General features: G+C 61.6%; 18 protein-coding genes. 12 read left to right on the top strand and 6 right to left on the bottom strand.

Annotated elements, in window-relative coordinates; translation table 11 throughout:
- Window positions 1–81: 81 nt before the first annotated feature.
- Window positions 82–306 carry a DUF1674 domain-containing protein gene (locus tag AC2444_RS21455; protein WP_012759525.1) on the bottom strand — a complete coding sequence of 75 codons (225 nt, stop codon included), beginning with the start codon at window positions 304–306 and terminating at the stop codon, window positions 82–84.
- A gap of 110 nt (window positions 307–416) precedes the next feature.
- On the opposite strand from AC2444_RS21455, the gene htpX reads away from it, so the two are divergent.
- The 4 genes from htpX (at window position 417) to purH (ending at window position 6,471) form a co-directional block, all read left to right on the top strand.
- Entirely contained in the window at window positions 417–1,379 is a 963-nt protein-coding gene (gene htpX / locus AC2444_RS21450) for a zinc metalloprotease HtpX (protein ID WP_012759524.1), read from the top strand.
- Window positions 1,370–2,758, top strand: a complete 1,389-nt coding sequence (locus AC2444_RS21445; protein WP_041935602.1) for an RsmB/NOP family class I SAM-dependent RNA methyltransferase — start codon at window positions 1,370–1,372, stop codon at window positions 2,756–2,758. The genes htpX and AC2444_RS21445 overlap by 10 nt, the downstream gene beginning before the upstream one ends.
- Window positions 2,759–2,975: 217 nt before the next feature.
- Window positions 2,976–4,649 (top strand): heparinase II/III family protein, encoded by a 1,674-nt coding sequence (locus tag AC2444_RS21440; protein WP_041935601.1) that lies wholly within the window; start codon window positions 2,976–2,978, stop codon window positions 4,647–4,649.
- Window positions 4,650–4,854: 205 nt separating this feature from the next.
- Window positions 4,855–6,471, top strand: a complete 1,617-nt coding sequence (gene purH / locus AC2444_RS21435; RefSeq protein ID WP_012759520.1) for a bifunctional phosphoribosylaminoimidazolecarboxamide formyltransferase/IMP cyclohydrolase — start codon at window positions 4,855–4,857, stop codon at window positions 6,469–6,471.
- A 52-nt stretch (window positions 6,472–6,523) separates the two neighbouring features.
- Here purH and AC2444_RS21430 read toward each other — a convergent pair whose 3' ends face one another.
- Window positions 6,524–7,912 (bottom strand): MFS transporter, encoded by a 1,389-nt coding sequence (locus AC2444_RS21430; protein WP_012759519.1) that lies wholly within the window; start codon window positions 7,910–7,912, stop codon window positions 6,524–6,526.
- 27 nt (window positions 7,913–7,939) lie between these two features.
- A complete protein-coding gene (locus AC2444_RS21425; RefSeq protein ID WP_012759518.1) occupies window positions 7,940–12,715 on the bottom strand; it encodes an NAD-glutamate dehydrogenase in 4,776 nt (1,591 codons plus the stop codon).
- A gap of 274 nt (window positions 12,716–12,989) precedes the next feature.
- On the opposite strand from AC2444_RS21425, the gene pdxY reads away from it, so the two are divergent.
- The 3 genes from pdxY (at window position 12,990) to AC2444_RS21410 (ending at window position 16,294) form a co-directional block, all read left to right on the top strand.
- A complete protein-coding gene (gene pdxY / locus AC2444_RS21420; protein ID WP_012759517.1) occupies window positions 12,990–13,865 on the top strand; it encodes a pyridoxal kinase PdxY in 876 nt (291 codons plus the stop codon).
- Window positions 13,866–13,936: 71 nt separating this feature from the next.
- On the top strand, window positions 13,937–14,578 hold the full coding sequence (locus AC2444_RS21415; RefSeq protein ID WP_012759516.1) for a carbonic anhydrase: 642 nt from the start codon (window positions 13,937–13,939) through the stop codon (window positions 14,576–14,578).
- A 96-nt stretch (window positions 14,579–14,674) separates the two neighbouring features.
- Window positions 14,675–16,294 carry a GGDEF domain-containing protein gene (locus tag AC2444_RS21410; RefSeq protein ID WP_012759515.1) on the top strand — a complete coding sequence of 540 codons (1,620 nt, stop codon included), beginning with the start codon at window positions 14,675–14,677 and terminating at the stop codon, window positions 16,292–16,294.
- Window positions 16,295–16,339: 45 nt separating this feature from the next.
- Here the strand turns inward: AC2444_RS21410 and AC2444_RS21405 are convergent, their stop codons facing one another.
- From AC2444_RS21405 to AC2444_RS21395, 3 genes are all read right to left on the bottom strand, one after another.
- Window positions 16,340–17,161 (bottom strand): lytic murein transglycosylase, encoded by an 822-nt coding sequence (locus tag AC2444_RS21405; RefSeq protein ID WP_041935703.1) that lies wholly within the window; start codon window positions 17,159–17,161, stop codon window positions 16,340–16,342.
- Window positions 17,162–17,438: 277 nt separating this feature from the next.
- The gene (locus AC2444_RS21400) at window positions 17,439–18,473 is read right to left on the bottom strand and encodes an aspartate-semialdehyde dehydrogenase (RefSeq protein ID WP_012759513.1); all 1,035 of its coding nucleotides are present in this window, start codon (window positions 18,471–18,473) and stop codon (window positions 17,439–17,441) included.
- A gap of 111 nt (window positions 18,474–18,584) precedes the next feature.
- Window positions 18,585–18,815, bottom strand: coding sequence for a hypothetical protein (locus tag AC2444_RS21395; protein ID WP_012759512.1), 231 nt, complete (start codon window positions 18,813–18,815; stop codon window positions 18,585–18,587).
- 68 nt (window positions 18,816–18,883) lie between these two features.
- On the opposite strand from AC2444_RS21395, the gene AC2444_RS21390 reads away from it, so the two are divergent.
- The 5 genes from AC2444_RS21390 (at window position 18,884) to AC2444_RS21370 (ending at window position 25,337) form a co-directional block, all read left to right on the top strand.
- Entirely contained in the window at window positions 18,884–20,638 is a 1,755-nt protein-coding gene (locus tag AC2444_RS21390; RefSeq protein ID WP_012759511.1) for an alkaline phosphatase, read from the top strand.
- Between the two features lie 95 nt (window positions 20,639–20,733).
- On the top strand, window positions 20,734–21,201 hold the full coding sequence (locus tag AC2444_RS21385; RefSeq protein WP_012759510.1) for a hypothetical protein: 468 nt from the start codon (window positions 20,734–20,736) through the stop codon (window positions 21,199–21,201).
- Window positions 21,202–21,207: 6 nt separating this feature from the next.
- Entirely contained in the window at window positions 21,208–21,900 is a 693-nt protein-coding gene (locus AC2444_RS21380; RefSeq protein WP_128448920.1) for an ABC transporter ATP-binding protein, read from the top strand.
- Window positions 21,897–23,204, top strand: coding sequence for an ABC transporter permease (locus AC2444_RS21375; RefSeq protein WP_113546686.1), 1,308 nt, complete (start codon window positions 21,897–21,899; stop codon window positions 23,202–23,204). Before AC2444_RS21380 ends, AC2444_RS21375 begins: the two co-directional genes overlap by 4 nt.
- 246 nt (window positions 23,205–23,450) lie before the next feature.
- On the top strand, window positions 23,451–25,337 hold the full coding sequence (locus AC2444_RS21370; RefSeq protein WP_012759507.1) for an MFS transporter: 1,887 nt from the start codon (window positions 23,451–23,453) through the stop codon (window positions 25,335–25,337).
- Window positions 25,338–25,403 lie beyond the last annotated feature (66 nt).

Here is a 25,403-nt window from a genome sequence, read left to right as displayed (position 1 = left end):
GTCCGTTCGGTTCCGGAGCGGCTCTTTCGTTAGCCGGATTCTTGGCTATTCCGACCGTAAGACGCCAATGGCAATATTGACTTAGAAATCAATCGCTCGGCCATTGATTTCGTAATCGCCGAAGCGCGCCGGCTCGGCTCCGCCGCGGCCGCCGATCTCCGGCGGCAGCTCCAGCGGCTTCTGCTTCTGTCGCCGCTCCTCGGCTTCGGCAAGGGCGCGTCTGGCAGCCGGGGACAGCATCTTGCGCGGCGGCTCCGTTCCCTCGGCCATCGGCGTTTCGCTATTGTCGTTATCGGCGTCCTGCATGGCCGTCTCCTGCCGGAAATATTGAAAATGGCTGGTTAATAACCAAATCATAATGCGCCGGTGTCGGGATTGAAAGCTTGTGACGCCGAAATCGGAGATGGAGATCCGCCATGAACCTCGTTCGCACTGCCATGTTGCTTGCCTTCATGACGGCGCTTTTCATGTTTGTCGGCTTCCTGATCGGCGGTCGGGCCGGCATGATGATCGCGTTCGTCATTGCCGCCGGCATGAATTTCTTCTCCTACTGGAATTCCGACCGCATGGTGCTTTCGGCCTATCGCGCGCAGGAGGTCGACGAGCGCAACGCGCCGGAATTCTTCCGGATCGTGCGCGATCTCGCCCGCAATGCCGGCCTGCCGATGCCGAAGGTCTATCTCTACGACAGCCCTCAGCCGAATGCCTTCGCCACCGGCCGCAATCCCGACAATGCCGCCGTCGCTGCCTCGACCGGCCTGCTCAGCGCCTTGTCTGCCGAGGAGGTCGCAGGCGTGATGGCGCATGAACTGGCCCACATTCAGAACCGCGACACGCTGACGATGACGATTACGGCAACGCTTGCCGGTGCGATCTCCATGCTCGGCAACTTCGCCTTCTTCTTCGGCGGCAACCGTGAGAACAACAGCAATCCCCTTGGCTTCGTCGGCGTCATCGTCGCGATGATCGTGGCGCCGCTTGCCGCCATGCTGGTGCAGATGGCGATCAGCCGCACGCGCGAATATTCGGCCGACCGCCGCGGCGCCGAGATCTGCGGCAATCCGCTCTGGCTCGCTTCGGCGCTCGGCAAGATCGCGCGCGGCGCTGCCCACGTGCCGAACGAAGACGCCGAGCGCAATCCGGCAACGGCGCATATGTTCATCATCAATCCGCTCTCCGGCGAGCGCATGGACAATCTGTTTTCCACACATCCGAACACGGAAAACCGCATCGCTGCGCTGCACGACATGGCGCAAAGCGGCATGAATGTCTCGACGTCGCCGGCTCGTGCTGCTAATCCGTCGCGCAAATCGCGCTCTGTTCCGGATACGGGTCTTGGTCGCGGTGGTTCGCAACCGCCAAAAGGTCCGTGGTCTTGAATTCAAACGGCACGAAGAAGCCATTCCGCAAGCATAAGCCCTCTACTGAGCGACCTGCGCCTGATAAGCCTGGCCTGCAGGCCCGGGCCGCGGCGGCAAAAATTCTTGCTGCCGTCGTCGACCGCAAGCTGCCGCTCGATGGCGCTCTCGATCATGAACACGGCAATCCGGCCTATAGGGCGCTCGGCGAAAGCGACAGGGCGCTCGTTCGCGCCATCCTGAACACGACGCTGCGCCACCTGCCGCGCATCGATGCCGCGATTGCAGGGCTGCTGGATTCGCCGCTGCCGGAGGGCGCAAGGGCGCTGCATCACGTGCTCGCAATCGGGGCGGCGCAGATCCTCTATCTCGACGTGCCGGATCATTCGGCTGTCGATCTTGCCGTCGAGCAGGCCAATCTGGATCCACGCAACCGCCGTTTCGCCAAGCTGGTCAATGCCATACTCCGCCGGCTCGGCCGCGAGAAGGAGCAGGTGCTTGATCAAATCGGCAAGGTCGCGCCGATGCCGGCCTGGTTCATCGCCAGGCTGGAAAAGGCCTATGGCCGGGACGCGGCGCTGGCGATTTCGGAATCCCAGCTCGAACCGGCGGCAATCGATCTGACCGTCAAGTCCGACCCTGAAGATTGGGCGAAGCGGCTGAATGGTGTCGTCCTGCCCACGGGCAGTGTGCGGCTCGCCGCCTTCGACGGCAGCATTCCTTCGGTCGAAGGCTTCGATGAGGGCGCGTGGTGGGTGCAGGATGCAGCGGCAAGCATCCCGGCGAAGCTTTTTGGCGATCTCTTGGGCAAACGTACCGCCGATCTCTGTGCTGCGCCCGGCGGCAAGACGGCGCAGCTCATCCTTGCCGGCGGCGCAGTCACCGCACTCGACCAGTCGGAAAGCCGGCTGAGACGGCTGCGCTCGAATCTCGACCGGCTCGGCCTCAAGGCGGAGACGATTGCGGCAGATCTGACGACATTCGAGCCGGCGGAACGTTTCGATGCGATCCTGCTCGATGCTCCCTGCTCTTCCACCGGCACGACACGCCGGCACCCTGACGTGTTGTGGACCAAGGGACCTGAGGATATCGCCAGGCTGGCGGCGCTGCAGGAACGGCTGCTGCGTCATGCGCTGACATTGCTGAAGCCGGGTGGTACACTGGTTTTTTCGAATTGTTCGCTCGATCCTGTCGAGGGTGAGGACGTCGTCGCCCGCGTTCTTTCCGATACGGATGCGGTCGAGCGCGTTCCGATCGGCGCCAGTGACTGGCCCGGCCTTGAGGCGGCGATCACGCCGCTCGGCGAATTCCGCACGCTTCCCACTATGCTGAAAATGCCCGAAGGCATTGCCTCCGGCCTCGACGGCTTCTATGCGGCTGTGCTGCGGCGCGTGGCCTGATTGCAAGGTTTTAGCGCTCGCGGCGATCTGGCCTATACGAGGTGCTGCATAGCCTCGTATCACGCATGCCGTTCTCTCCAAAACCGCTTGCATGACTTCAGGTAAAACACGCTAATTTGCGTATATTCGAACCTTGTCACGAATTAATTCATTGCGGGCGATGAAATCGGCCGCTTTTCACCTATTCTTAACCACGAGGGTCAATAGACAATAGAATATGCAGTCCGGTCGGCGTTTTGCGAGCATGTATGTTCGGGAGGCTTGGCGGCGCGCCTTGCGCCGCGTCGCGTTGCTGCGCCTGAAGCTCTTTCGCCATTCGATCAAGGTGCCCGAGCGTCTGATCGTGGCGCCGACCGATCTCCGTAGCATCGATCCGCATGTGGCCGACGAAATCCTCAACGGACGGTTTCTCCTGGCCGGGCGCATGCTGGAAACGAACGGAAAGTCGCCCTTCACCTTCACCCTGCCCTCACGACCCTTTGCGACCCGTCTTCACAGCTTCGGCTGGCTGCGTCACATGCGGGCGAACAAGACGGAGCGCAACTCGGCTGCCGCCCGCGCGATCGTCGACAGCTGGCTTTCCATCCATGCCGGTCGCATGGAGGGGATTGCCTGGGAGACCGACGTCACCGCGCAACGCGTTATCGCCTGGCTGTCGCATTCGCCGGTGGTGCTGCAGAATGCCGACCGCGGCTTCTATCGTCGCTTCATGAAGTCGCTGGCGTTCCAGGTGAGGTTCCTGCGCCGCATGGCGCCGTTTACCCTCGGCGGCTTGGAGCTGTTTCGGTTGCGTATCGCGCTCGCCATGGCTTCCGTCGCCATGCCGACCCGCGCCTCTACGCTCAGAAGGGCGGCGCAGGCGCTCGACCGCGAATTCGATAGCCAGATTCTGCCGGATGGCGGCCATGTGTCGCGCAATCCGCGCGTCGGGCTGGAATTGCTGCTCGATCTGCTGCCGCTCCGGCAGACCTATGTCAATCTCGGCCATGACCTGCCGCAGAAGCTGATCTCCGGCATAGACCGCATCTATCCGGCATTGCGGTTCTTTCGCCATCAGGACGGGGACCTGGCGCTCTTCAACGGGGCGACCTCGACGCTCGCAAACGAGCTGATGTCGGTGCTGCGGTATGACGAGACCGCCGGCCAGCCGTTCAAGGCTTTGCCGCATTCGCGCTATCAGCGGCTTTCCGGGGGAAAGACGGTGATCATTGCCGATACCGGCACGCCGCCTTCTGGAGGCGCGCTTCGGACCGTCCATGCCGGCAGCCTCTCCTTCGAGATGTCGTCCGGACGCCATCGATTCATCGTCAATTCCGGTTCGCCGAAATTTGCCGGGCACCGTTATGTCCAGATGGCGCGCACGACGGCGGCGCATTCGACCGTCATCCTCAACGACACCTCGTCCAGCCGTTTTTCGCCCTCGCCCTTCCTTAACCACGCAATCACCGAACCGGTGAGGACAATCACCGTCGAGCGTGCCGAAACCGAGGACGGACGCGACGGCATCAAGCTCAGCCATGACGGTTATCTCAGGGTGTTCGGGGTGCTGCACGAGCGTGAGCTGACACTCAATGCTGCAGGCTCGATCGTGACCGGCCGCGACCGGCTCGTCGTCCGCGAAGGATATGAGCATGACGAACCGTTGAAGGCGGTCGCCCGCTTTCATATCCATCCTTCGATCGTCCTGCATCAGAGTGATGGCGAGTCCGTGCTGCTGACGGCGCCGGACGGCGAAAGCTGGCTGTTTTCCGCACCTGGCAATGAAGTGCTGATCACCGAGGACATCTTCTTTGCCGACAGCTCCGGCATTTGCGGCTCGGACCAGATCGAGATCGATTTCGATCTTGCCGAGAAGATGGAAATCCGCTGGTTTTTGTCCCGCAAAAGCTAGGGGTGGATGATCTTGGGCCGAATGGCCAAAGATTGGGATCGCATCCACATCAAGGAAGTAAAGTACGATGCCGTCCAAAAATGGCTCGTGCTTTCGACATCTGCTCTGAGGCCTGTTTGCGCGGCGGCAAACCTGTGCTAACGCGACGCCAGCATGCGAACATCCCTTGCGGATGTCCTCCCGAAGCCCGAACGGAGAAGGTTTCATGGCCGTCATTTCCAAGAAGATCCCCGCCCCCGACAAGGTCGAAATCAAGACCGCGCTCATCTCCGTCTTCGACAAGACCGGGATCGTCGACCTCGCCCACGCCTTGTCTGCCAGAGGTGTGCGCCTGCTTTCGACCGGCGGCACCTATAAAGCGATCACTGCTGCCGGTCTTGCCGTCACCGATGTTTCCGAAGTCACCGGTTTTCCGGAGATCATGGATGGGCGTGTGAAGACGCTGCATCCGACGGTGCATGGCGGCCTGCTGGCGATCCGTGACGACAGCGAACACCAGGAAGCGATGAAAACGCATGGCATCGAGGGCATCGACCTCGCAGTCATCAACCTCTATCCCTTCGAGCAGGTGCGCGCAGCCGGCGGCGATTATCCGACGACGGTCGAGAATATCGACATTGGCGGCCCGGCGATGATCCGCGCATCGGCCAAGAACCATGCCTATGTGACAACCTTGACCGATCCGGCCGATTATGCCGAGCTGCTGGAGCAGCTTTCCGCAGATGACGGCAAGACCGCCTATGCCTTCCGCCAGCGTATGGCTGCCAAAGCCTATGCCCGCACCGCCGCCTATGATGCAATGATCTCCAATTGGTTTGCTGAGGCGCTGTCGATCGACACGCCGCGCCACCGGGTCATCGGCGGCGCGCTGAAGGAAGAGATGCGCTACGGCGAAAACCCGCACCAGAAGGCCGCCTTCTACGTAACCGGCGAGAAGCGTCCGGGTGTTTCGACGGCCGCTCTTCTCCAGGGCAAGCAGCTCTCCTACAACAATATCAACGATACGGATGCGGCCTACGAGCTGGTCGCCGAGTTCCTGCCTGAGAGGGCGCCGGCCTGCGCGATCATCAAGCATGCCAATCCCTGCGGCGTCGCCACCGGATCGAGCCTGGTCGAGGCCTATCGGCGGGCGCTCGCCTGCGATTCCGTTTCCGCCTTCGGCGGCATCATCGCGCTGAACCAAACGCTGGATGCCGAAACGGCCGAAGAGATCGTCAAGCTGTTCACCGAAGTGATCATCGCGCCGGATGTCACGGAGGAGGCGAAGGCGATCGTCGCCCGCAAACCGAACCTGCGACTATTGTCTGCCGGTGGCCTGCCCGATCCGCGTGCCGCGGGCCTGACGGCAAAGACCGTTTCCGGGGGCCTGCTCGTCCAGAGCCGCGACAACGGCATGGTCGAGGATCTGGAACTCAAGGTCGTCACCAGGCGTGCGCCGACGGCGCAGGAACTTGATGACATGAAGTTCGCCTTCAAGGTCGGCAAACATGTGAAGTCGAACGCCGTGGTCTATGCCAAGGACGGCCAGACCGCTGGCATCGGCGCCGGCCAGATGAGCCGGGTCGATTCCGCCCGCATTGCCGCGCTGAAGGCCGAAGAGGCTGCCAAGGCGCTCGGCCTCGCAGTGCCGATGACGCATGGCTCGGCGGTCGCCTCCGAAGCCTTCCTGCCTTTTGCCGACGGTCTTCTGTCGATGATCGCCGCGGGGGCGACGGCGGTTATCCAGCCGGGCGGTTCGATGCGCGACCAGGAGGTCATCGATGCCGCTAACGAACACGGCGTCGCAATGGTCTTTACCGGCATGCGCCATTTCCGGCACTGAATGAGGATTGGGCGCGGTCACACGCTCATCTCCGGTTTGATCGGGCTCGTTCCTATGCCCGGGCGGCCGGATAGGGTGTACGGAACAAGAGCACCAGTCCGCCGGCAAGAAAGAGGATCAGCGTTGCCATCCCGAGCCGCGGTGATCCGCTCATATAAGTCACCAGAGAGAAGAGCAGCGTCGCCATGAAACTGGTGGCGCGGCCCGAAAGCGCGTAGATGCCGAAGTAGCGGCCGGCTTCCTCCGGGCTGACGCTGCGGGCGAGATAGGAGCGCGACGAGGCCTGCACCGGCCCGAAGGCGAGCCCGATCAGCAAACCATAGAGGATATAGGCCTTTTCCGCGGCAGTACCGAAAAGGCCGCCGGAATCGGCCGTCGGCAGTGGCATCAGTCCGAATAGGGTGTAACCCGGTCCTGTCGAGATGATGCCGATGGTGGCGAGAAGCAGCATGGTGAGGCTGATGACGACGGTCACCTTCGAACCGACGCTCTTGTCGACGCGGCCGGCGATCAGGCAGCCGAAGATCGCGACAACATTCAGGATGATGCCGTAGATACCGATCTCGATCGTCGCCCAGCCGAACATGCCGGCCGCGAAGATACCGCCAAGGATCAGCAGGCCGTTGACGCCGTCCTGATAAATCATGCGGGCGATGAGGAATGTCAGGATGCCGCGGCGTTCTCTGAGTTCGCCAAGCGTGTTTCTGAGTTCCCGCAAGCCGGAGCGGACGGCGGTGCCGAAGGGAAGACCCCTGCCGACATCCGGCGTAAAGAAGAACATCGGCAGGATGAAGATCAGATACCAGACGGCCGAGATCGGCCCGGTGATGCGTGCATCCTGACCGGTCTGAGGATCGAGGCCGAATAGCGGATCGAGACCGAGGATGGTCTTGCCGGTCTCGGGGCTCGCCGCCAAAAGCGTCACGACGGCAATGAGCACAATGATGCCGCCGAGGTAACCGAGCCCCCAGGCGGTGTTGGAAAGCTTGCCGACTTCGTGCTTGCTGACCAGGCGCGGCATCATCGAATCATTGAAGACGATCGAAAACTCGGCCGAGATCGAGGCGAGGATCATGAAAATGACGGGATAGACAATAGGCGAACCGGGTGCGGCAAACCACAGGCAGGAGAGGCTGGCGATCTTGATGATCGCGAAGAAGCCGATCCAAGGTTTGCGTGCGCCGGACTGGTCGGCGATCGAACCGAGAACGGGTGAGAGCAGGGCGATGATCACAGAGGAGATCGTCGCCATGTTGCTCCACGTCGTCTGCGCGGAAACCGGGTCATCGGTCAGGCGGGAAACGAAATAGGGGCCGAAGATAAAGGTTGTGACCACGGTAAAGAAGGGCTGTGCTGCCCAGTCGAAGAACATCCACCCCCAGATGCCCTTCTCCGTGGCCTTCGGCGGTTGCGTTCCTGTCCAGTCAATGCGATTCAACATCCGCTCCTTGTTTTGACGCGGACTGTCTCACCTCGCCCGGTCGCGCGCAAGATCGGTCAGGATACCTGCAGCAACGGTAATACGCGCGAGATTGGGATCGCCGCCGTCGCTGAGGCTTGAAAGCTCCTCGAGGATGCGGTTGATGCGGATGCGATCCTGCGCATGCCAGGCTTGAACGGGAAGCTTCTCCTTGCCGTGATCGGAAAGGGCCGAGATGACGATGTCGCGCCTTGCGCTGGCGATTTGGTCGATGCTGCGGGCAAGCGCCAGATTCTCGTAATGGTCTGAGGTGAGGATCCGCCCGCCCGCCGCCAGCAGCCTGCCGATACGGAAGGTCTGCGACACGGCGATGTAGTTCTCGGCGGCGCGCACCAGCGGTTCACCAGTGCGTTCTGCGATCTGCATGATCTCCGGCACCAGTGCGAAGATCGGGAGGCTGGCGATCTCGGCCGCAAGTTTTTCGGGCAGGCCCGCCTGGCTGTACTCCGCCTGGCGCACGGCGACCTCGCCGGCCACCTGTCCGGCGAAGGCGGTTTTCAGCTTCTTCAGGGCCGCCTGCAGCCGGCTAATCACTTCCGCCATATCGGCCTTGGTCATGCCCGTCTTCAGCAGCAGGCGCGTCAGCACGACAAAGCTGTGGCCGATCTCCTCGTAGATGCGGTTCTGCATCTCGCCTGCTATCTTGCCGTCCAGGGCGTCCGTCTCGGCCCAGAGGCGGGTCAGGTCGAAACCGTCGCGGGCAACGATTGCGGCGCGCACCACTTCCGGTGCCGAAGCTGCCGTCGCGTCCATCATGGCGACGGTGAAGCTTGGTCCGCCACGGTTGATCGCTTCGTTGGCAAGCACGGTCGCGACGATTTCGCGCTTCAGGCGGTGGCTGGTGATATCGCCGGCATTCGACTTCTGCATCTTCACAGGGAAATAATTCAAAAGCGTGGCGATGAAGTAGGGATCGTCCGGCAGATCGCTTGCGGCCAGCGCGTCGAAGAGTACGATCTTGGCATAGGATACCAGCACGCCGATTTCCGGCCGCGTCAGCGGCTTGCCGGCTGTATAGCGTTCGGCCAGGGTCTGGTCGTCCGGCAGCGTCTCGACTTTGCGGTTCAGCTGGCCGGCGCCCTCAAGCACAGTCATGAAGCGGCCAAGCTGCAGACCGTTTGCTGTGCCCTTGCGTTCTGTCAGTGAGATCGCCAGCGACTGCAGGTAGTTGTTGCGCAGCACCAAGGTCGCCACTTCGCCGGTCATCGAAGAAAGAAGCTGGTCGCGCTTCGCACGCGTCAGGCGTCCGTCATGCATGGCGGCTGCCAACGCGATCTTGATATTGACCTCGACGTCCGAGGTGTTGACGCCGGCCGAGTTGTCGATGGCGTCGGAATTGCAGCGCCCGCCCTTGAGACCATAGGCGATGCGGCCCTTCTGGGTGACGCCGAGGTTTGCGCCCTCGCCGATCACCTTGGCGCGCACCTCTGTCGCCGCGACGCGAATCGGGTCGTTGGCGCGGTCGCCGACTTCGGCATCGGTTTCGGACGGCGCTTTCACATAGGTGCCGATGCCGCCGAACCAGAGCAGATCGACCGGGCTCTTCAGGATCGCCGTCATGATCTCGAAGGGCGTGGCCACGGCCTTGTCGATGCCGATCGCGGCAACCGCTTCCGGCGTCAGCGTCACCGATTTCGCTGCGCGCGAAATGATCATTGCACCCTTCGACAGTACGCTCTTGTCGAAATCCTGCCAGCTTGAACGCGGCAGGTCGAAGAGCCGCTGGCGCTCAGTCAGTGTCTTTTCCATATCGGGGTCGGGATCGATGATAATGTCGCGGTGATCGAAGGCGGCAATGAGCCGGATCTTCGGAGAGAGCAGCATGCCGTTGCCGAAGACGTCGCCGGACATGTCGCCGACGCCGGCGACAGTGAAGGGCGTCGTCTGGATATCGATGTCCATCTCGCGGAAATGGCGTTTTGCGGTTTCCCAGGCGCCGCGGGCAGTGATGCCCATCTTCTTGTGGTCGTAACCGGCCGAGCCGCCGGAGGCAAAGGCGTCGTCCAGCCAGAAGCCGGCTTCCTGCGCCAGTGCATTGGCGGTGTCGGAGAAGGTCGCAGTGCCCTTGTCGGCCGCGACGACGAAATAAGGGTCATCACCGTCGAGCCTGACCGTATCCTTCGGCGGCACGATATCGGCGCCTGATATATTGTCGGTGATCGAAAGCAGCGTGCGGATGTAGGTCTTGTAGGCCTCGCGGCCGGCGTTGAAGATCTCGTCACGGCTGCCGCCGACAGGGAGCTTCTTCGGATAGAAACCGCCCTTGGCGCCGACCGGCACGATGACAGCGTTCTTGACCTGCTGCGCCTTGACGAGGCCGAGCACCTCGGTGCGGTAATCCTCGGCGCGATCCGACCAGCGCAGGCCGCCGCGCGCCACTTTGCCGAAGCGCAGGTGCACGCCTTCCACCTCGACGCCGTAGACGAACATCTCGCGGAAGGGTTTCGGCTGCGGCAGCCCGTCGACCAGATGCGGATCAAGCTTGAAGGCCAGCATCGGTTTCGGCGAACCATCCGGGTGCTTCTGGAAATAATTGGTGCGCAGCGTCGCATCGACGATGTTGACGTAGCGGCGCAGGATACGGTCGTCGTCGAGGCTCGGCACGTTGGCAAGCTCGGCCTCGATCGCCTGGTGCAGTTCGGCAAGCTTCTTGACGCGGATCTTCTCCGAAAGCCTGGTGTCGAGCGTGTCATGGAAGAGACGAAAGATAGCGGCGGCGACACCGGGATATTTGTCGAGCGTCGTCGCGATATAATCCTGCGAATAGGCGATGCCGGCCTGGCGGAGATAACGCGCGTAGGCGCGCAGTACGTTCGTCTCGCGCGCCGAGAGCCCGGCCGAAAGGATCAGCCGGTTGAAGCTGTCATTGTCGATCGTGCCGGCGAAGGCGGCGACGAAGCCTTCCTCGAGGGCGGCGCCGTAACGCTGCAGATCGATCTCGCCGCCATTGCGGGCCTCGAGCTCCATATCGTGCAGCACGACGAGTTTCTTTTCTCCATCGGCGGCCGGCACCCCGATGTCGAAAGTGCGTTCACTGACGACATTGAAGCCGAGATTCTCGAGAAGCGGCACGCGGCGCGACAGCGCCAGCTGGCCGCCGGCGTGGAAGATCTTCAAGGAAAGGGTGCGGCCCTGTTCTTGCTGACGATGGTAGAACTGAATGCGAAGCGGCTCGCCGGCGGCGCAGGCCCCGATATCGGCGAGGTCAGCCACGGTTTCTTCCGGCGTGAAGGAATCCTGGAAGGCTTGGTCGACGGATATCTTCGGCGCCTTGGCGCCCGCCAGCGCCTCGAAACGGTCGTCCCAGCGGGCGGTGATTTCGCGGATCACCTGCTCGAGCTTTGCCTGCGGAATGCGTGGCGTCTTGCCGCCCGAGCGGCCGATGATGAAATGCACGCGCGCCACGCCGCCTTCCGGGAAAGCCGGATAATAGGCCGAGACACGGCCGTCGTAGACAGTCTTCAGATAGGTGCCGATCCGTTCGCGGACGATCGAGTCATACTCCTCGCGCGGCACGTAGATGATCACCGAGACGAAGCGGTCGAAATGGTCGATGCGCGGCAGGACGCGGACGCGCGGCCGATCGGCCAAGTCGTTGATCTGTTCGGCAAAACTTGCAAGCAGCGTAGTGTCGATCTGGAAAAGATCGTCGCGCGGATAGGATTCCAGCGTGTTGTCGAGCATGCGGCCGGAATGGCTCATCGGGTCGAAGCCGAAATGTTCCTTCACCTTCTCGATCTTGGAACGCAGCAGCGGGATTTCCGAGGCGAGCGAGGTATAGGCGGTCGAGGTGAAAAGGCCGACGATGCGCAGTTCGCCGGTGACGTTGCCCTCCGCGTCGAAGCGCTTGACGCCGACATAATCCATATAGGCCCGGCGATGGACGATCGATTTCACGTTCGCCTTGGTGACGATCAGGAAGTCCGGGCCGTCGAGGAAGGCAAGGATTTCAGGTGTCGTCGTCACGGCGTCCTTGCCGGTGCGCAGCACCAGTACATCGGGATTGGAAAGGATGCCGAGGCCAGCACCCTTGTCGCGTTCGACCCTGGCATCGGTCCCCTTGCCGGAATAGACGTATTCTCGCATGCCGAGGAACGTGAAATTCTCATCGCGCAGCCAGGTCAGGAAAGCGACGGCCTCGTCGCGATCGGCCTTCTTCCGGCTGGCGCCATTGGCCGCAAGCTCGGCGATCACGCCGTCGATCTTGGAAAGCATCGGCTTCCAGTCGGAAACCGACAGGCGGACCTGTTCGAGGACTTTTTCGATACGTTTCACGAGATCGGCGGCCTGGGCGGAATTGAGCGGCGCGACATGAAGCTGGATATGGCTGACGCGGTTGACCGGATCGCTTGGGTGATCGGCGGAATAGTGCGCCGGCGCCTTGCCCTTTTCCATGATCAGGATGGGATGCACGGCCATGAACAGGTCGCGATAGGTGCTCGTGACTTCGCCCATGACCGATTCAAACAGAAAAGGCATGTTCTGGTCGGTGACTGAAAGCACCGAAACCGCGATGCCACCGGGCGTTACATCGGCAATGGTGTCGATGCTGACGCGAGGCGCCTTGCCGTTCCAGGCGTCGAGTTCCTTTGCCGAATGCACGGCGGAGAGTGCCAGCATTTCCGGCGTGTAGAGCTCGAGATCGTCATTGCTTGCCCGGCCGAAGAGAATTTCCGGATCGAGATGCGCCTCACCCGTCGCTTTGGCGATCTTGCGCGCGCTTTCGACCTGCTTTTCCCGTTTCGGATTGTTTCTGGCAGCCATGGATCGCCTCCCTCAATGTCTGATTTTTCGCAAGCTAGCAGAAGATTCCTCGAAAAAATCTCTAAAAGAGCGGTCCGAAGAGATGTTTTGGTGATTTTTGATGCTTGAAACGAGAGATTTTTAGAGATTTTCCGCTCTCGTCGCCATTCGAAAGGGAAGCCCGTCTGTGGTTCTTTTCGTTCTGCCGCACATTTCCATGCTCGCATGAAGAATGGTTGACAGCGTGGCGTCAAAAAGATCATCAACGGCGATCGTCATTCGGATATCGAGTATCATGTCGGAAAATGCAGCGGGCGCAGTCATCGTCATTTCCAGCCATGTTGTGCGTGGCTCGGTCGGAAACCGGGCAGCCGTCTTTGCTTTGGAGACGCTCGGTCATCCGGTCTGGGCCATGCCGACCATCGTGCTTCCCTGGCATCCCGGCCACGGCCGCTCGACGCGACTGACTTTTGCGGAAGCGGATTTCGACGCGGCGATCGACGACCTGATCCGCGCACCCTGGATCGGCGAAGTCAAGGCGGTGCTTTCGGGCTATTTCGGCAATGCTGCCCAGGCGCGCTCCGTCGCCCGGCTGATCGGTGCGCTCCGGCAAAACAATCCCGAGCTGCTGTATGTCTGCGATCCCGTCATGGGCGATCTCGGCGGCCTTTATGTGCCGGAAGCGACTGCAGAGGCCATTCGCGATCATCTTATTCCGCTTGCCTCGCTCGCGACGCCGAACCGGTACGAGCTCGCATGGCTTTCGGGGGCGGCGCTGGAAGACAACAGCACGATCATGGAGGCGGCGCTCGCGCTCGGACCATCGCGCATGCTCGTCACTTCAGCCGTTCCGATGATGGCAGGCGGTACCGGCAATCTTTATCTTTCCGGTCGCCACGCGCTTCTTGCCGAGCACCGTGTCGTCGAAAACCCGCCGAATGGTCTAGGCGACCTACTTGCCGCCGTCTTCCTGTCGCGCCTGCTTTCCGGGCTCGAGGACGAAAAGGCGCTGCAACTTGCCACGGCCAGCGTCTTCGAGGTGCTTGCGCGGGCCGTCAAGCGCGGCAGCAACGAGTTGATGCTGGCGAGCGATGCTTCCAGCCTTTCGACGCCGATGGCCATGGTGCAGATGCGCCGGCTCGTGCACCCGGCGCAGCGACGGAAAAAGTGACCCATCTGCCAATATGTTCATTTTGCGGTGCAGCAGTTGATCTTGTCGTCCGCGCGCGCTAATCCAGAAGCATGCAGCGTTTTCCAAACCCTCTTCTGGACGGCTATCGCAACTTCATGAACGGGCGCTATTCCGACGCCCGCGACAGGTATCGGCAGCTTGCCGAAAATGGTCAAAGTCCCCATACGCTTGTCATTGCCTGTTCGGATTCTCGCGCGGCACCGGAGCTGATCTTCGATGCCGGCCCGGGCGAGCTCTTCGTCATTCGCAACGTTGCCAACATGGTCCCGCCCTACGAGCCGGATGGCCATTTTCATTCGACGTCGGCCGCACTCGAATTTGCCGTGCAGGTGCTGAAGGTCTCGGATATCGTCGTGATGGGTCACGGCCGCTGCGGCGGCATCCGTTCAGCGCTCGATCCGAATGCCGAGCCATTGTCGCCCGGCGATTTCATCGGCCGCTGGATGTCGCTGGTCAAACCTGCCGCCGAGCAGATCCAGAGCAACGACGTGATGACGGCCGCCGAGCGGCAGACGGCGCTGGAGCGTGTCTCCATCCGCAATTCGATCAACAATCTCAGAAGCTTTCCCGACATCAAGGCGCTCGAGGAAGCGGGAAACCTGCATCTCCACGGCGCCTGGTTCGACATTTCGACTGGTGAACTCTGGGTCATGGACGCCGAGACACGCGACTTCATTCGTCCCGAAATCTAGGGACATGCCGGTTTATCAGTTTTTTAAGGATTGTTGTTAAGCTCGCCGTCAATTGGTCGCGCACGACCGACGTTTTGATCACCGTGGCGATTGGCGATGAAGTTCGAAACCATTAAAAAGGTTATCCTGGCCGCCATCATGCTGCCCTTCGTCTTCATGCTCATTGAAGGCGTCGTCGTCATACGTTCTTCGGTCAATCATTACTGGAACCTCGAAAAGGACCGGCAGTTCGCCGATGTGCTTGCCCGTGGCGGGTCGATCGCCGCCACGGAGATTCTGACTGAAATTGGCGCCACCCGCCGCTACCTCGCAGATCCCAGCGACATGACTGCTATCGACATGCAGCAAAGCCGGGTGACGCTCGATCGCGAACGCCGCGCTTTTTATGCCAGCCTGCCCTCCCGCGAGGCGCTCGACGAGGGGCTCGTCGGCGAATTATCGATTCTCAGCCTTGCCTACAGCCGTATCGTCGCGGCGCGCAGCGCCGTCGACCAGGGCCGTTATGCCGGCAGCGATCCCGGTTCCATTTACTGGTATGCGGCTCTCAAGCAGCTTGCCGTCGTCGATGCGCTTTCACCGCTGATCAGCGATCCGGTGCTGCTTGAGAAATCCAACCAGCTGATGGGCATCCTGCTGACCTATTACGGCGAAAGGCTGATCACCGGGATCGGCACCCGTTATCTCAACCAGGGGGTTTCCGCCAGATTGCCGGTCGAGCTCTTCGTGCAGGGCAAGGTCATGCTCGGCGAGGGCATGGATCACATGGTTTTCCATTCCTCCGCGCCGGTCGTGCGCAACATCGTCGCTTATCTTGGCAGCGCCAGCCAGGTAAAGGCGAATGCGATCACCGATGCCATTCTCGCCGGAGCGCGGCCGACACGCGCGGTGCATGACGTCTGGGCCGCCGCGCAGAGCGAGCGCATGAGCTTCCTGCAGCAGAGGATGATCGAGGCCGCACAGGATATTCACGAGACCGGCGAAAACCTGTCGACGCGCTCGCACATACACCTGACGCGGATCCTGGCGCTGTGTGCCGGCCTGCTGATTCTCGCCACATTGGTGCTGCTGCTGGCGGCAAAGGGCCTTCGCCTGATCGACCGACTGACCCAGGATCGGGAGACGCTGGTCGGCGAGCTGCGCAGCGCCGCCCAGACCGATCTTCTGACCGGGCTTTACAACAGGCGCGGCTTCGAGGTCGCCGCATCCGCACTTCTCACACAGGCCGAGCACGGATCACGCTGGATTTCCGTCGTGCTCTTCGACCTCGATCATTTCAAGAAGATCAACGACGTTCACGGGCATGACGCCGGCGATGCTGTGCTCCGGCATGTCGCGGGCGTCGCGCGTAAGAATTTTCGTTCCTTCGATCTGCTGGTGCGCCATGGCGGCGAGGAGTTCCTGGCGCTTCTGCCGGATTCGACGCCTGACGATGCTGCAATCGTTGCCGAGCGTGTGCGGCTGGCGATCGAGGCGGCGGAAATCCCCCTGCCGAGCGGCGATGTTCTCAAGGTGACGGCAAGTTTCGGATGCGCCGGACGGGCAAATGAAGCCACCAACCGGAACTTCGAGGATCTGGTCAAACGCGCCGACCTGGCGCTTTACGCCGCCAAGGCCTCCGGCCGCAACTGCGTCGTCTCGGGACCGACCCTGCCGGCCCCGGCCCAGGAGGAGCGACGCAAGGCGGTGTCGGGCGGTGGCTTTGATTCCCGCATATGAAAAACGCCGCATATCGCAGCGGCGTTTTGGCGTATTCAGTCGAGCTTATTTGCCGTCGATCTGCTGACCGATATAGGCGATCGCCTGCTGGTAGACGCTGGCGGCGTTCCAGCCCTGGATGGCGACGAAATTCGGCTCTCCCGGCTGATAGCCGGCGCCGGCGCGCCAGCCGTGGCCCTTGAGGAAATTCGCCGTTGAGGCCAGTGCATCGGCGCGGGAACCGACCATGTCGACGCGGCCGTCGCCGTCGCCGTCGGCGCCGAAGCGCACGACATTACGCGGCAGAAACTGCGTCTGGCCGATTTCACCATGGGCAGCGCCCTTGGCCTGTGGGCTCAGATAACCCTCGGAGACGAGCTGGAGTGCTGCATAGAGCTGGTCGGTGAAATAGTCCGAGCGACGGCAGTCATAGGCAAGGGTCGAAACAGCCGATAGCGTATGCTGGTTGCCCATATAGCTGCCGAAACCGGTCTCCATGCCCCAGATGGCAACCAGCGGGCCGGCCGGAACGCCGAAACGGCGCTCGATCGAGGCAAAAAGCGCCTTATTGGCTGCCTTCATGCTGCGGCCGCGGGAGATGACCGTGGCACCGCCGCGCTTCTGCATAAAAGCGTCGAAGGAGAGCTTGAAGCTCTTCTGGCCGCGGTCGGCGGCGATCGTCGGTCTGTTGTAATTGACGTTGGCGAAGGCGCGGTCGAGGACCGAGCGGCTGACGCCGTTTGCCGCCGCTTCCTGCTTGAAGTCGGCGACCCATGCACCGAAACCGCTGCTATTATTGCCGCATTGAGCGCCCTGGGCCGCTGCCGGCAACGCGTGGAGGACGCCCGCCGCCGTAAACGCCGCCAGAAAAAATGTTGTCATGCGCATGAGAAACCCCGCTCCGGTCTGCTGAAGCGCGCCGCGGCCGATCGAGGCCATGCGACGCGCTCAAAGTCTTCATTCTGTTCATGTCGCTGTCCCGAACCGCTGCACGGTTTTGGACGGCATGCTTTGGCTTGATGCCGGGCAGAATGCCAGCCGAAGGCGATCTTGTCACGATCACCTTTTTCAGCCAGCGCTTATGGACAGAAGCGTCCACAATTCGGCAAAAAGCCCTGCCTTCATCATCAGCAGGGCTTTAGCATATTATGGTTTACAAATGGTATCAGGCAGCCTGCTTGCGCGGCTTGACGAGACCACGATTGACGAGCAGCTCGGCGATCTGGATGGCGTTCAACGCAGCGCCCTTGCGCAGATTGTCGGAAACTACCCAGATGTTGAGGCCGTTTTCGACCGTCGCATCCTCGCGGATGCGCGAGATGTAGGTCGCATCCTCGCCGGCGGATTCATATGGCGTGATGTAGCCGCCATCCTCGCGCTTGTCGATGACGAGGCAGCCCGGTGCATCGCGCAGGATGTCGCGGGCCTGGTCGGCGGTGATCTCGTTTTCGAATTCGATGTTGACCGATTCCGAATGACCGATGAAAACCGGCACGCGCACCGCGGTGCAGGTCACCTTGATCTTCGGGTCGAGCATCTTCTTCGTCTCGGCCAGCACCTTCCACTCTTCCTTGGTGTAGCCGTCCTCCATGAAGACGTCGATGTGCGGGATGACATTAAAGGCAATACGCTTGGTGAACTTCTTGTTCTCGATCGGATCGGCGACGAAGACGGCGCGCGTCTGGTTGAACAGCTCGTCCATGCCGTCTTTGCCGGCGCCGGAAACCGACTGGTAGGTCGAGATGACGACGCGCTTGATCTTGGCGAAGTCGTGCAACGGCTTCAGCGCCACCACCAGCTGGGCGGTCGAGCAATTCGGATTGGCGATGATGTTGCGCTTGGTGAACTGGCTGATCGCATCCGGGTTCACTTCCGGCACGATCAGCGGCACGTCGGCGTCGTAGCGCCAAGCCGAGGAATTGTCGATGACGATGCAGCCCTGCTGGCCGATCTTCGGCGAGAACTTCTTGGAGACCTCGCCGCCGGCCGACATCAGGCAGATGTCGGTATCGGAGAAATCGTAATTCTCCAGATTGGAGACCTTCAGCGTCCGGTCACCGTAGGAAACCTCGGTGCCCTGCGAACGCGAGGAGGCGAGTGCCACGACCTCATCGGCGGGGAAGCCTCGCTCGGAGAGGATATTGAGCATCTCCCGGCCAACATTTCCGGTCGCTCCTGCAACTGCTACTTTGAAACCCATTTCTCAAGCTCTCTTTCTCTTCGCTCCTCTTGTCCGGTGAGGGGAAAGGCGCGATTAATCGCGTCTTCCTGTCCCCAGCCGAGCCGGGGAGAGAGCGGCAGGCCAGAGACGTCAGACGGTTTTCGTCGTCGTTTTGGCCTTGGTTTTGGCAGAAACCGGAACGGCAATGTCCACCCCGGCAACTCGTGCCCGGTCATTGCATTCGGCAATGGCGTGTTCGTCGCGAACCATGGAGATTCCTTTTCCGAAGTTGCTCTTAGAAGGTTTTCCACAGGAGTCAAGGTTTTTGCGCTTTGAGCCGGCAGGCGAAAGCAGCGCCGCAATGCTGCGACGTTTTGTCATGCCGCTGTCATCCTCGGGAGGTATCCCGACCCGGTTGTTAATGTCTGCAACGAAAACGGGGGTTTTCCATGCGTACGCTTCTTGCCGCCTTTGCGGCTACCACCATCCTTGCGGGCGCTGCTCAGGCGACGACGGTCTATCCGCTTGATCGCGCGACGATCCTTGCCGGTTCACCGTTCGATTTCAAGGTCGAGCTCAACAAGCAGGTCAAGCCCGAAGACGTGAAGATCACGGTCAACGGCCAGGACTACAAGACCGTGCTTGGGGGCGAGGCGCAGTTCGTCGAACTGGAAAAGGGCAAGGACGACAAGGCTCTCGGCTCCGCTATCCTGCTGCGCGGCCTGAAGATTTCGGCTCCGGGCGACTACAAGATCGAAGTCGCTGCCGGCGACGAAACGAAGTCCGTCACCTGGAAAGTTTACGAAACAGCCGCCCAGCCGAAGGCCAAGAACATCATCTTCCTGCTGGGTGACGGGCTTTCCGTTGCGCATCGCACCGCTGCCCGCATCATGTCCAAGGGCATGACCGAAGGTAAGGCGAATGGCCGCCTGAATATGGACGATCTCGAGCGTATGGCTTTTATCGGCACGTCGGCGACGAATGCCGTCGATACGGACTCAGCCAACACCATGTCGGCCTACATGACGGGTCACAAGACGGCCGTCAACGCGATCGGCGTTTACGCGGACCGTACGCCGGCCTCCCTCGATGATCCGCGTGTTGAAACCTTCGCAGAAGCCGTTCGCCGCCTGACCAAGAAGTCGATCGGTATCGTTGCAACGGCCGAGGTCGAAGACGCCACGCCGGCTGCGGTCGTTGCTCACACCCGCAACCGCAACGACAAGGCCGACGTCGTCGGCATGCTGCTTGACGTCAAGCCGGAAGTCCTCCTTGGCGGCGGCTCGGCCTATTTCCTCGGCAAGGAAGTCGCCGGTTCCAAGCGCAAGGACAATCAGGACTACATCAAGCAGTTTCAGGATGCCGGCTATAAGCTTGCCACCGACAAGAACGAGCTCGCAGCCAATGCATCGGCTGAAGGCAATCTCCTCGGTCTCTTCCACACCGGCAATATGGACGTCACGCTTGATCGCGAGTTCCTGAAGAAGGGCACCGTCGACAAGTTCCCGAACCAGCCGGGCCTCGTCGCCATGACCAAGGTTGCGCTCGACCGCCTCTCGAAGAATCCTGATGGCTTCTTCTTGATGGTCGAAGGCTCCTCGATCGACAAAATGTCCCATCCGCTCGATTGGGATCGTGCCGTCTACGAAACCATCGAATTCGACCAGGCCATCGGCGTTGCCCGCGAATTCCAGAAGGCCCATCCGGAGACGCTGATCGTCGTCACCGGCGACCATACGCACGGCGTATCCATCATCGGTACTGTCGATGATGAAAAGCCGGGCACGGACATGCGCGAAAAGGTCGGGACCTATGCCGAAGCCGGCTTCCCGAACTACAAGGACGAAAACGGCGACGGTTATCCCGATAAGGTCGACGTCAGCCGCCGCCTGTTCCTGAGTGCCAACAATGGCCCCGATCACTACGAGACCTTCCGTCCGAAGCTCGGTGGTCCGTTCGTTCCGGCTGTCCAGAACGAAAAGAAGGAATATGTCGCCAACGAGCAGTATAAGGATGTTCCCGGCGCGGTCTTCGTTCAGGGCAATATTCCGAAGAGCGGCGATAGTGGCGTCCACGCCGTCGATGACGTCGTTCTGCAATCGGCTGGGCCGGGCGCCGAAGGCTTCCATGGTTACATGGAACAGAGCGACGTCTATCGCGTGCTCGCCGACACCTTCGCTCTCGGCGCCGAGCAGACGAACTGATCTGCGGATCCGGCCAGGCCTGTTGCCGGCCTGGCCTCTTTTATCGATCAAGTCCCGGCCGTTCAGCGGCCGGGATTTCATTCTTGGAGATCGCCATGGAAAAGCTCCCTTCGCTGTATCTCAGCCGCCGCGGCCTGATCGGCACCATCGGCACGCTGGCCTTGGCCGCTGTTGCGCGCCCGAGTTCTGCTGCGGATTCCTTGATCAGCTTCGATGAACTTTACGGCAAGTTCGGCGTGCTCGGCCTCGAATTCTCCGACAAGGTGAAGCGCCTTGCCGGCGAAGGGATCAGCATGGAAGGTTTCATGGCGCCGCCATTGAAAGCCGAGGCCCAGTTCTTCGTGCTCACCGAGGTGCCGATGTCGCTCTGCCCCTTCTGTTCCTCGGATGCGGACTGGCCGGACAATATCGTCGTCGTCTATCTCGGCGAGAAGCAGACCTTCGTGCAGTCGCGCCAGACGATCGAAGTGCGTGGGACGCTTGAATACGGTTCGTGGACGGATCCGGAGACAGGCTTCGTCAGCCTGCTGCGGATCCGCCAGGCCGAATATTCCGTCGTCTGAACCGATATGCTCGCTCTCGATATCGAAAACCTGACCGTTGCCTTCCCGGGCCTGTCCTCGCCGGCACTGGCGATCGGCCGCCTGTCGATCGATGCCGGCAGCAGGGTCGCCATTACAGGCGCTTCCGGCTCCGGAAAGAGCACCTTCGTCAATATTGTTGCCGGGCTGGAGCGGACACGGCAAGGCCGCATCCGCTGGAACGGCGAGGATATCGCGGGTTTTTCAGAAAGCCGGCGCGACCGGTTCCGTGCCGCCAATATCGGCCTGGTCATGCAGGAGTTTCATCTCTTTGCCGGCCTGTCGGCGCTGGAGAACGTACTCCTGCCGGCGCGGCTTGCCGGCGCTGCCACGGCTGATGTCATCGAGCGGGCGCATGCGCTTTTGAGCACGGTCGGTCTTTCCCGCCCCGGCCAGAAAATCGAAACCATGTCGCGCGGCGAGATGCAGCGCGTGGCGATCGGCCGAGCACTGCTGCGCAAGCCCGGCGTCATCATCGCCGACGAGCCGACCGCAAGCCTCGATGCCCAAAGCGGCGAGGCGGTCGGCGATCTCATCCTCGATCTGGCCATTTCCGAAGGCAGCACGCTGATCGTCATTTCACACGACCACCGCTTGGCCAGCCGCCTCGACCGGCGCATCACCTTCGGTTCCGGCCGGATCCGCGAAGATTCCGCGGCAACGGCGGGAGAAGCTGCATGATCTGCTTCATCCTTTCCGATCTTCGTCGCCTCTGGGTGGGATCGCTGGTGGTCGTGCTGCTGGTGGCGCTTGCGACCGCGCTTGGCGTTTCTGTCGTCCTGCAGGAGCGGGCGCTTCGTCTCGGCAGCGCACGCGCTGCCGACAAGTTCGATCTTGTCATCGGCGCCGGCGGCAGCGAGACGCAGCTCGTGCTGTCCTCCGTCTTCCTGCAGCCCTCGCCTTTGCCGCTGATGCCAGGCGAAGTGCTGGGCAAGCTTGCCGCGGATCCACGGGTCGATTGGGCAGCTCCGATCGGCTTTGGCGATTCCTTCTCCGGCTATCCGATCGTCGGCACGACGACCATGCTGGCGCAGAACCTGTCCGGCGGCTTGGCCGAAGGCGAGATTTTCTCACACGAGGGCGAAGCCGTGATCGGCGCGGCCGTCAAGCTGTCGCTCGGCGGCGAGATCAAGCCGATGCACGGGTCGCTGGAAGAGGGCGGAGAGACCCATACAGAGCTTGTCTATCATATCGCCGGCCGCTTGCGGCCGACCGGCACCGCCTGGGACCGGGCGATTCTCGTTCCCATCCAGGCCGTCTGGCACATCCATGGCATGGAGGCGGAGGAACATGCGGAAGACGGTGAGCACGAGCATGAAGCGGCGTCCGGAACGGATAACGCTGAACCTGCTCATGCGCCTGAGAAAGCCGGCGCTGACCACGATGGGCATGAGCATCACGGCGAGGCCGATCCGGATGCCGCGCTTGATGAGAGCTGGACTGCGGGCGCTCCAGGCCTTCCCGCCATTCTGGTCAAGCCGAAGACGATTGCCGATGCCTACAAGCTGCGGCAGGACTATCGTAGCGGCAATACCGTCGCCGTTTTTCCCGGCGAGGTGCTGACCAATCTCTACGCCACGCTCGGCGACGCCAAACAGATCCTCGTCGCGGTCGCCTCCGGCGCGCAGGCTCTCGTCGCAGCCTCGCTGGTGCTGGTCACGGTCATCCATATCGGCCAGCGCCGTCGGCAGATCGGCGCGCTGAGGGCCTTCGGCGCCCCGCGCGGGGCGATTTTCGGCATCGTCTGGCTGGAATTCTTCTTCCTGATGGCGGTCGGCATCGCCCTCGGATTCGTACTCGGTTATGCCGCGGCTCTCATCTTGTCCGGCATGTTTTCGCAAACGAGCGGGGTCGCGATGCCGGTCGGCTTCGCCCGTGAAGACGCCTGGCTTGCGGCAGTGCTGCTTGCCTTTGCCACAATTCTCGCTGCGCTGCCGGCAGTGCTCGCCTATCGGCAATCGCCGGCGCAGGCGCTGAGAGCGTAACGGGTCCACATCACAAACCGCGTGAAACCTGCTTCGAAAGCTCCGGCAGCGCAATCCTCGCGGGCGGCGGCGGGCCTGATACGCATGAGAACCGCGCGTCATTCTTAGACTAAAGTCATAATCCGAAAGCCTCTCTCTTTTTGATCTGTCGTTTCTGGCACACTCCCGTCAGGCGTGTCGCGGCCAGGGGTATGCTTTGAGGAGAGTAGGTCGCGCGCGTGATCATCACTCTGTGGAGGACAGACAATGGCAAATGTCGCAAGCATCGACGGCGCAAAGGCCGGTCCGATGACCGGTGAGGAGAAGAAGGTCATCTTCGCCTCTTCGCTCGGCACCGTTTTCGAATGGTACGATTTCTATCTCTATGGTTCGCTCGCCACCTATATCGGCGCGACCTATTTCACCCAATATCCCGAGGCAACGCGTAACATCTTCACGTTGCTCGCCTTTGCCGCCGGCTTCCTGGTGCGCCCCTTCGGCGCGCTGGTGTTCGGCCGTCTCGGCGATCTCGTCGGCCGTAAATACACCTTCCTGATGACGATCATGATCATGGGTCTGTCGACCTTCCTCGTCGGCATCCTGCCGGGTGCCGCCACGATCGGTATCGCAGCCCCGATCATCCTGATCGCGCTCCGTCTGCTCCAGGGTCTGGCGCTGGGCGGTGAATATGGCGGCGCGGCCACCTATGTCGCCGAACATGCGCCGAACGGGCGCCGCGGCTACTTCACCTCGTGGATCCAGACGACGGCAACGCTCGGCCTGTTCCTGTCGCTGATCGTCATCGTCCTGGTTCAATATCTGATGGGTGCGGCTCAGTTTGCCGCCTGGGGCTGGCGCATTCCGTTCCTGGTCTCGGTCGTCCTGCTCGGCATTTCCGTCTGGATCCGCCTGAGGATGAACGAATCGCCGGCGTTCCAGCGGATGAAGGCAGAAGGCAAAGGCTCCAAGGCGCCGCTGACCGAGGCCTTCGGGACGTGGAAAAATGCCAAGATCGCGATCATCGCGCTGCTCGGCGCCACCATGGGCCAGGCGGTCGTCTGGTACGGCGGCCAGTTCTATGCGCTGTTCTTCCTGCAGAACGTGCTGAAGGTGGACCTGTTTTCGGCCAATGTCATGGTGGCCATCGCACTTCTCCTCGGCACGCCCTTCTTCGTCATCTTCGGCGGTCTCTCCGACAAGATTGGCCGCAAGCCGATCATCATGGCAGGCCTTTTCATTGCGGCGGTGACCTATAATCCGCTGTTCAAGGCGATGACCTGGACGGCGAACCCGGCGCTTGCCGAAGCGCAGGCTTCGATTCGGGCAACGGTGACGGCCGATCCGGCTGATTGCAGGTTCCAGTTCAACCCGACCGGGACGACGAAGTTCACCAGTTCCTGCGACGTGGCAACGGCGTTCCTGACCAGGAACTCGGTGCCTTACGACGTTGTGCCCGGTACCGCCGGACAGCCGGCAACGGTGAAGGTCGGCAACGCGACGATCCCAAGCTTCGACGTCGTCGCTGCCGGCGACAAGGCGAAGGGGATGACCGCCGCCTTCGAAAAGAGCGTCAACATCGCGCTCCACGATGCCGGCTATCCGCTGAACCGCGGCGCCGTCAAGGTGCCGGATGCCAAGCTCGACGCCTTCATCGCAGCCAATCCCGAGCTGTCGCTCAACGCCGATGCCGTGCGCGCCGGCGAGAAGGAAACCGTGCCTGCGGCCAAGCTGGTCGAGACCAAGCTGCTGACCGCGGATGAGGCCAATGGCGTCACCGACATGACGGTCTACAATATCGCCAATGGCGGCACCTTCGCCATGGTCGCCGATCCGGCTCGCGTTAACTGGATCGGCACGATCGCCGTGCTGTTCGTCCTTGTCTTCTATGTGACGATGGTCTACGGCCCGATCGCCGCTCTGCTGGTCGAGCTTTTCCCGACCCGCATCCGCTATACCGGCATGTCGCTGCCCTATCACATTGGCAACGGCTGGTTCGGTGGCCTGCTTCCGGCGACGGCCTTCGCGATGAGCGCTGCCGCGGGCGATATCTACTACGGTCTCTGGTACCCGATCGTCTTTGCGACGATCACGCTGGTGATCGGCTTGATCTTCCTGCCGGAAACGAAGAACAGGGATATCCACGCCATGGATTGAGCGGCGGATTGAGCCAATCCTTGCTTAGAAAAGGCCCGGCGCACAAGGCGCCGGGCTTTTGCATAT

The organism is Rhizobium sp. WSM1328, assembly GCF_057653715.1.
This window is presented reverse-complemented; position numbering and strand designations above follow the sequence as displayed.

Bases quoted from the DNA above. Each gene is read 5' to 3' on its own strand.
- AC2444_RS21455 (WP_012759525.1), bottom strand. From the start codon at position 306: ATGCAGGACGCCGATAACGACAATAGCGAAACGCCGATGGCCGAGGGA.
- htpX (WP_012759524.1), top strand. From the start codon at position 417: ATGAACCTCGTTCGCACTGCCATGTTGCTTGCCTTCATGACGGCGCTT.
- AC2444_RS21440 (WP_041935601.1), top strand. From the start codon at position 2,976: ATGCAGTCCGGTCGGCGTTTTGCGAGCATGTATGTTCGGGAGGCTTGG.
- purH (WP_012759520.1), top strand. From the start codon at position 4,855: ATGGCCGTCATTTCCAAGAAGATCCCCGCCCCCGACAAGGTCGAAATC.
- AC2444_RS21430 (WP_012759519.1), bottom strand. From the start codon at position 7,912: ATGTTGAATCGCATTGACTGGACAGGAACGCAACCGCCGAAGGCCACG.
- AC2444_RS21425 (WP_012759518.1), bottom strand. From the start codon at position 12,715: ATGGCTGCCAGAAACAATCCGAAACGGGAAAAGCAGGTCGAAAGCGCG.
- pdxY (WP_012759517.1), top strand. From the start codon at position 12,990: ATGTCGGAAAATGCAGCGGGCGCAGTCATCGTCATTTCCAGCCATGTT.
- AC2444_RS21415 (WP_012759516.1), top strand. From the start codon at position 13,937: ATGCAGCGTTTTCCAAACCCTCTTCTGGACGGCTATCGCAACTTCATG.
- AC2444_RS21410 (WP_012759515.1), top strand. From the start codon at position 14,675: ATGAAGTTCGAAACCATTAAAAAGGTTATCCTGGCCGCCATCATGCTG.
- AC2444_RS21405 (WP_041935703.1), bottom strand. From the start codon at position 17,161: ATGCGCATGACAACATTTTTTCTGGCGGCGTTTACGGCGGCGGGCGTC.
- AC2444_RS21400 (WP_012759513.1), bottom strand. From the start codon at position 18,473: ATGGGTTTCAAAGTAGCAGTTGCAGGAGCGACCGGAAATGTTGGCCGG.
- AC2444_RS21395 (WP_012759512.1), bottom strand. From the start codon at position 18,815: ATGACAAAACGTCGCAGCATTGCGGCGCTGCTTTCGCCTGCCGGCTCA.
- AC2444_RS21390 (WP_012759511.1), top strand. From the start codon at position 18,884: ATGCGTACGCTTCTTGCCGCCTTTGCGGCTACCACCATCCTTGCGGGC.
- AC2444_RS21385 (WP_012759510.1), top strand. From the start codon at position 20,734: ATGGAAAAGCTCCCTTCGCTGTATCTCAGCCGCCGCGGCCTGATCGGC.
- AC2444_RS21380 (WP_128448920.1), top strand. From the start codon at position 21,208: ATGCTCGCTCTCGATATCGAAAACCTGACCGTTGCCTTCCCGGGCCTG.
- AC2444_RS21375 (WP_113546686.1), top strand. From the start codon at position 21,897: ATGATCTGCTTCATCCTTTCCGATCTTCGTCGCCTCTGGGTGGGATCG.
- AC2444_RS21370 (WP_012759507.1), top strand. From the start codon at position 23,451: ATGGCAAATGTCGCAAGCATCGACGGCGCAAAGGCCGGTCCGATGACC.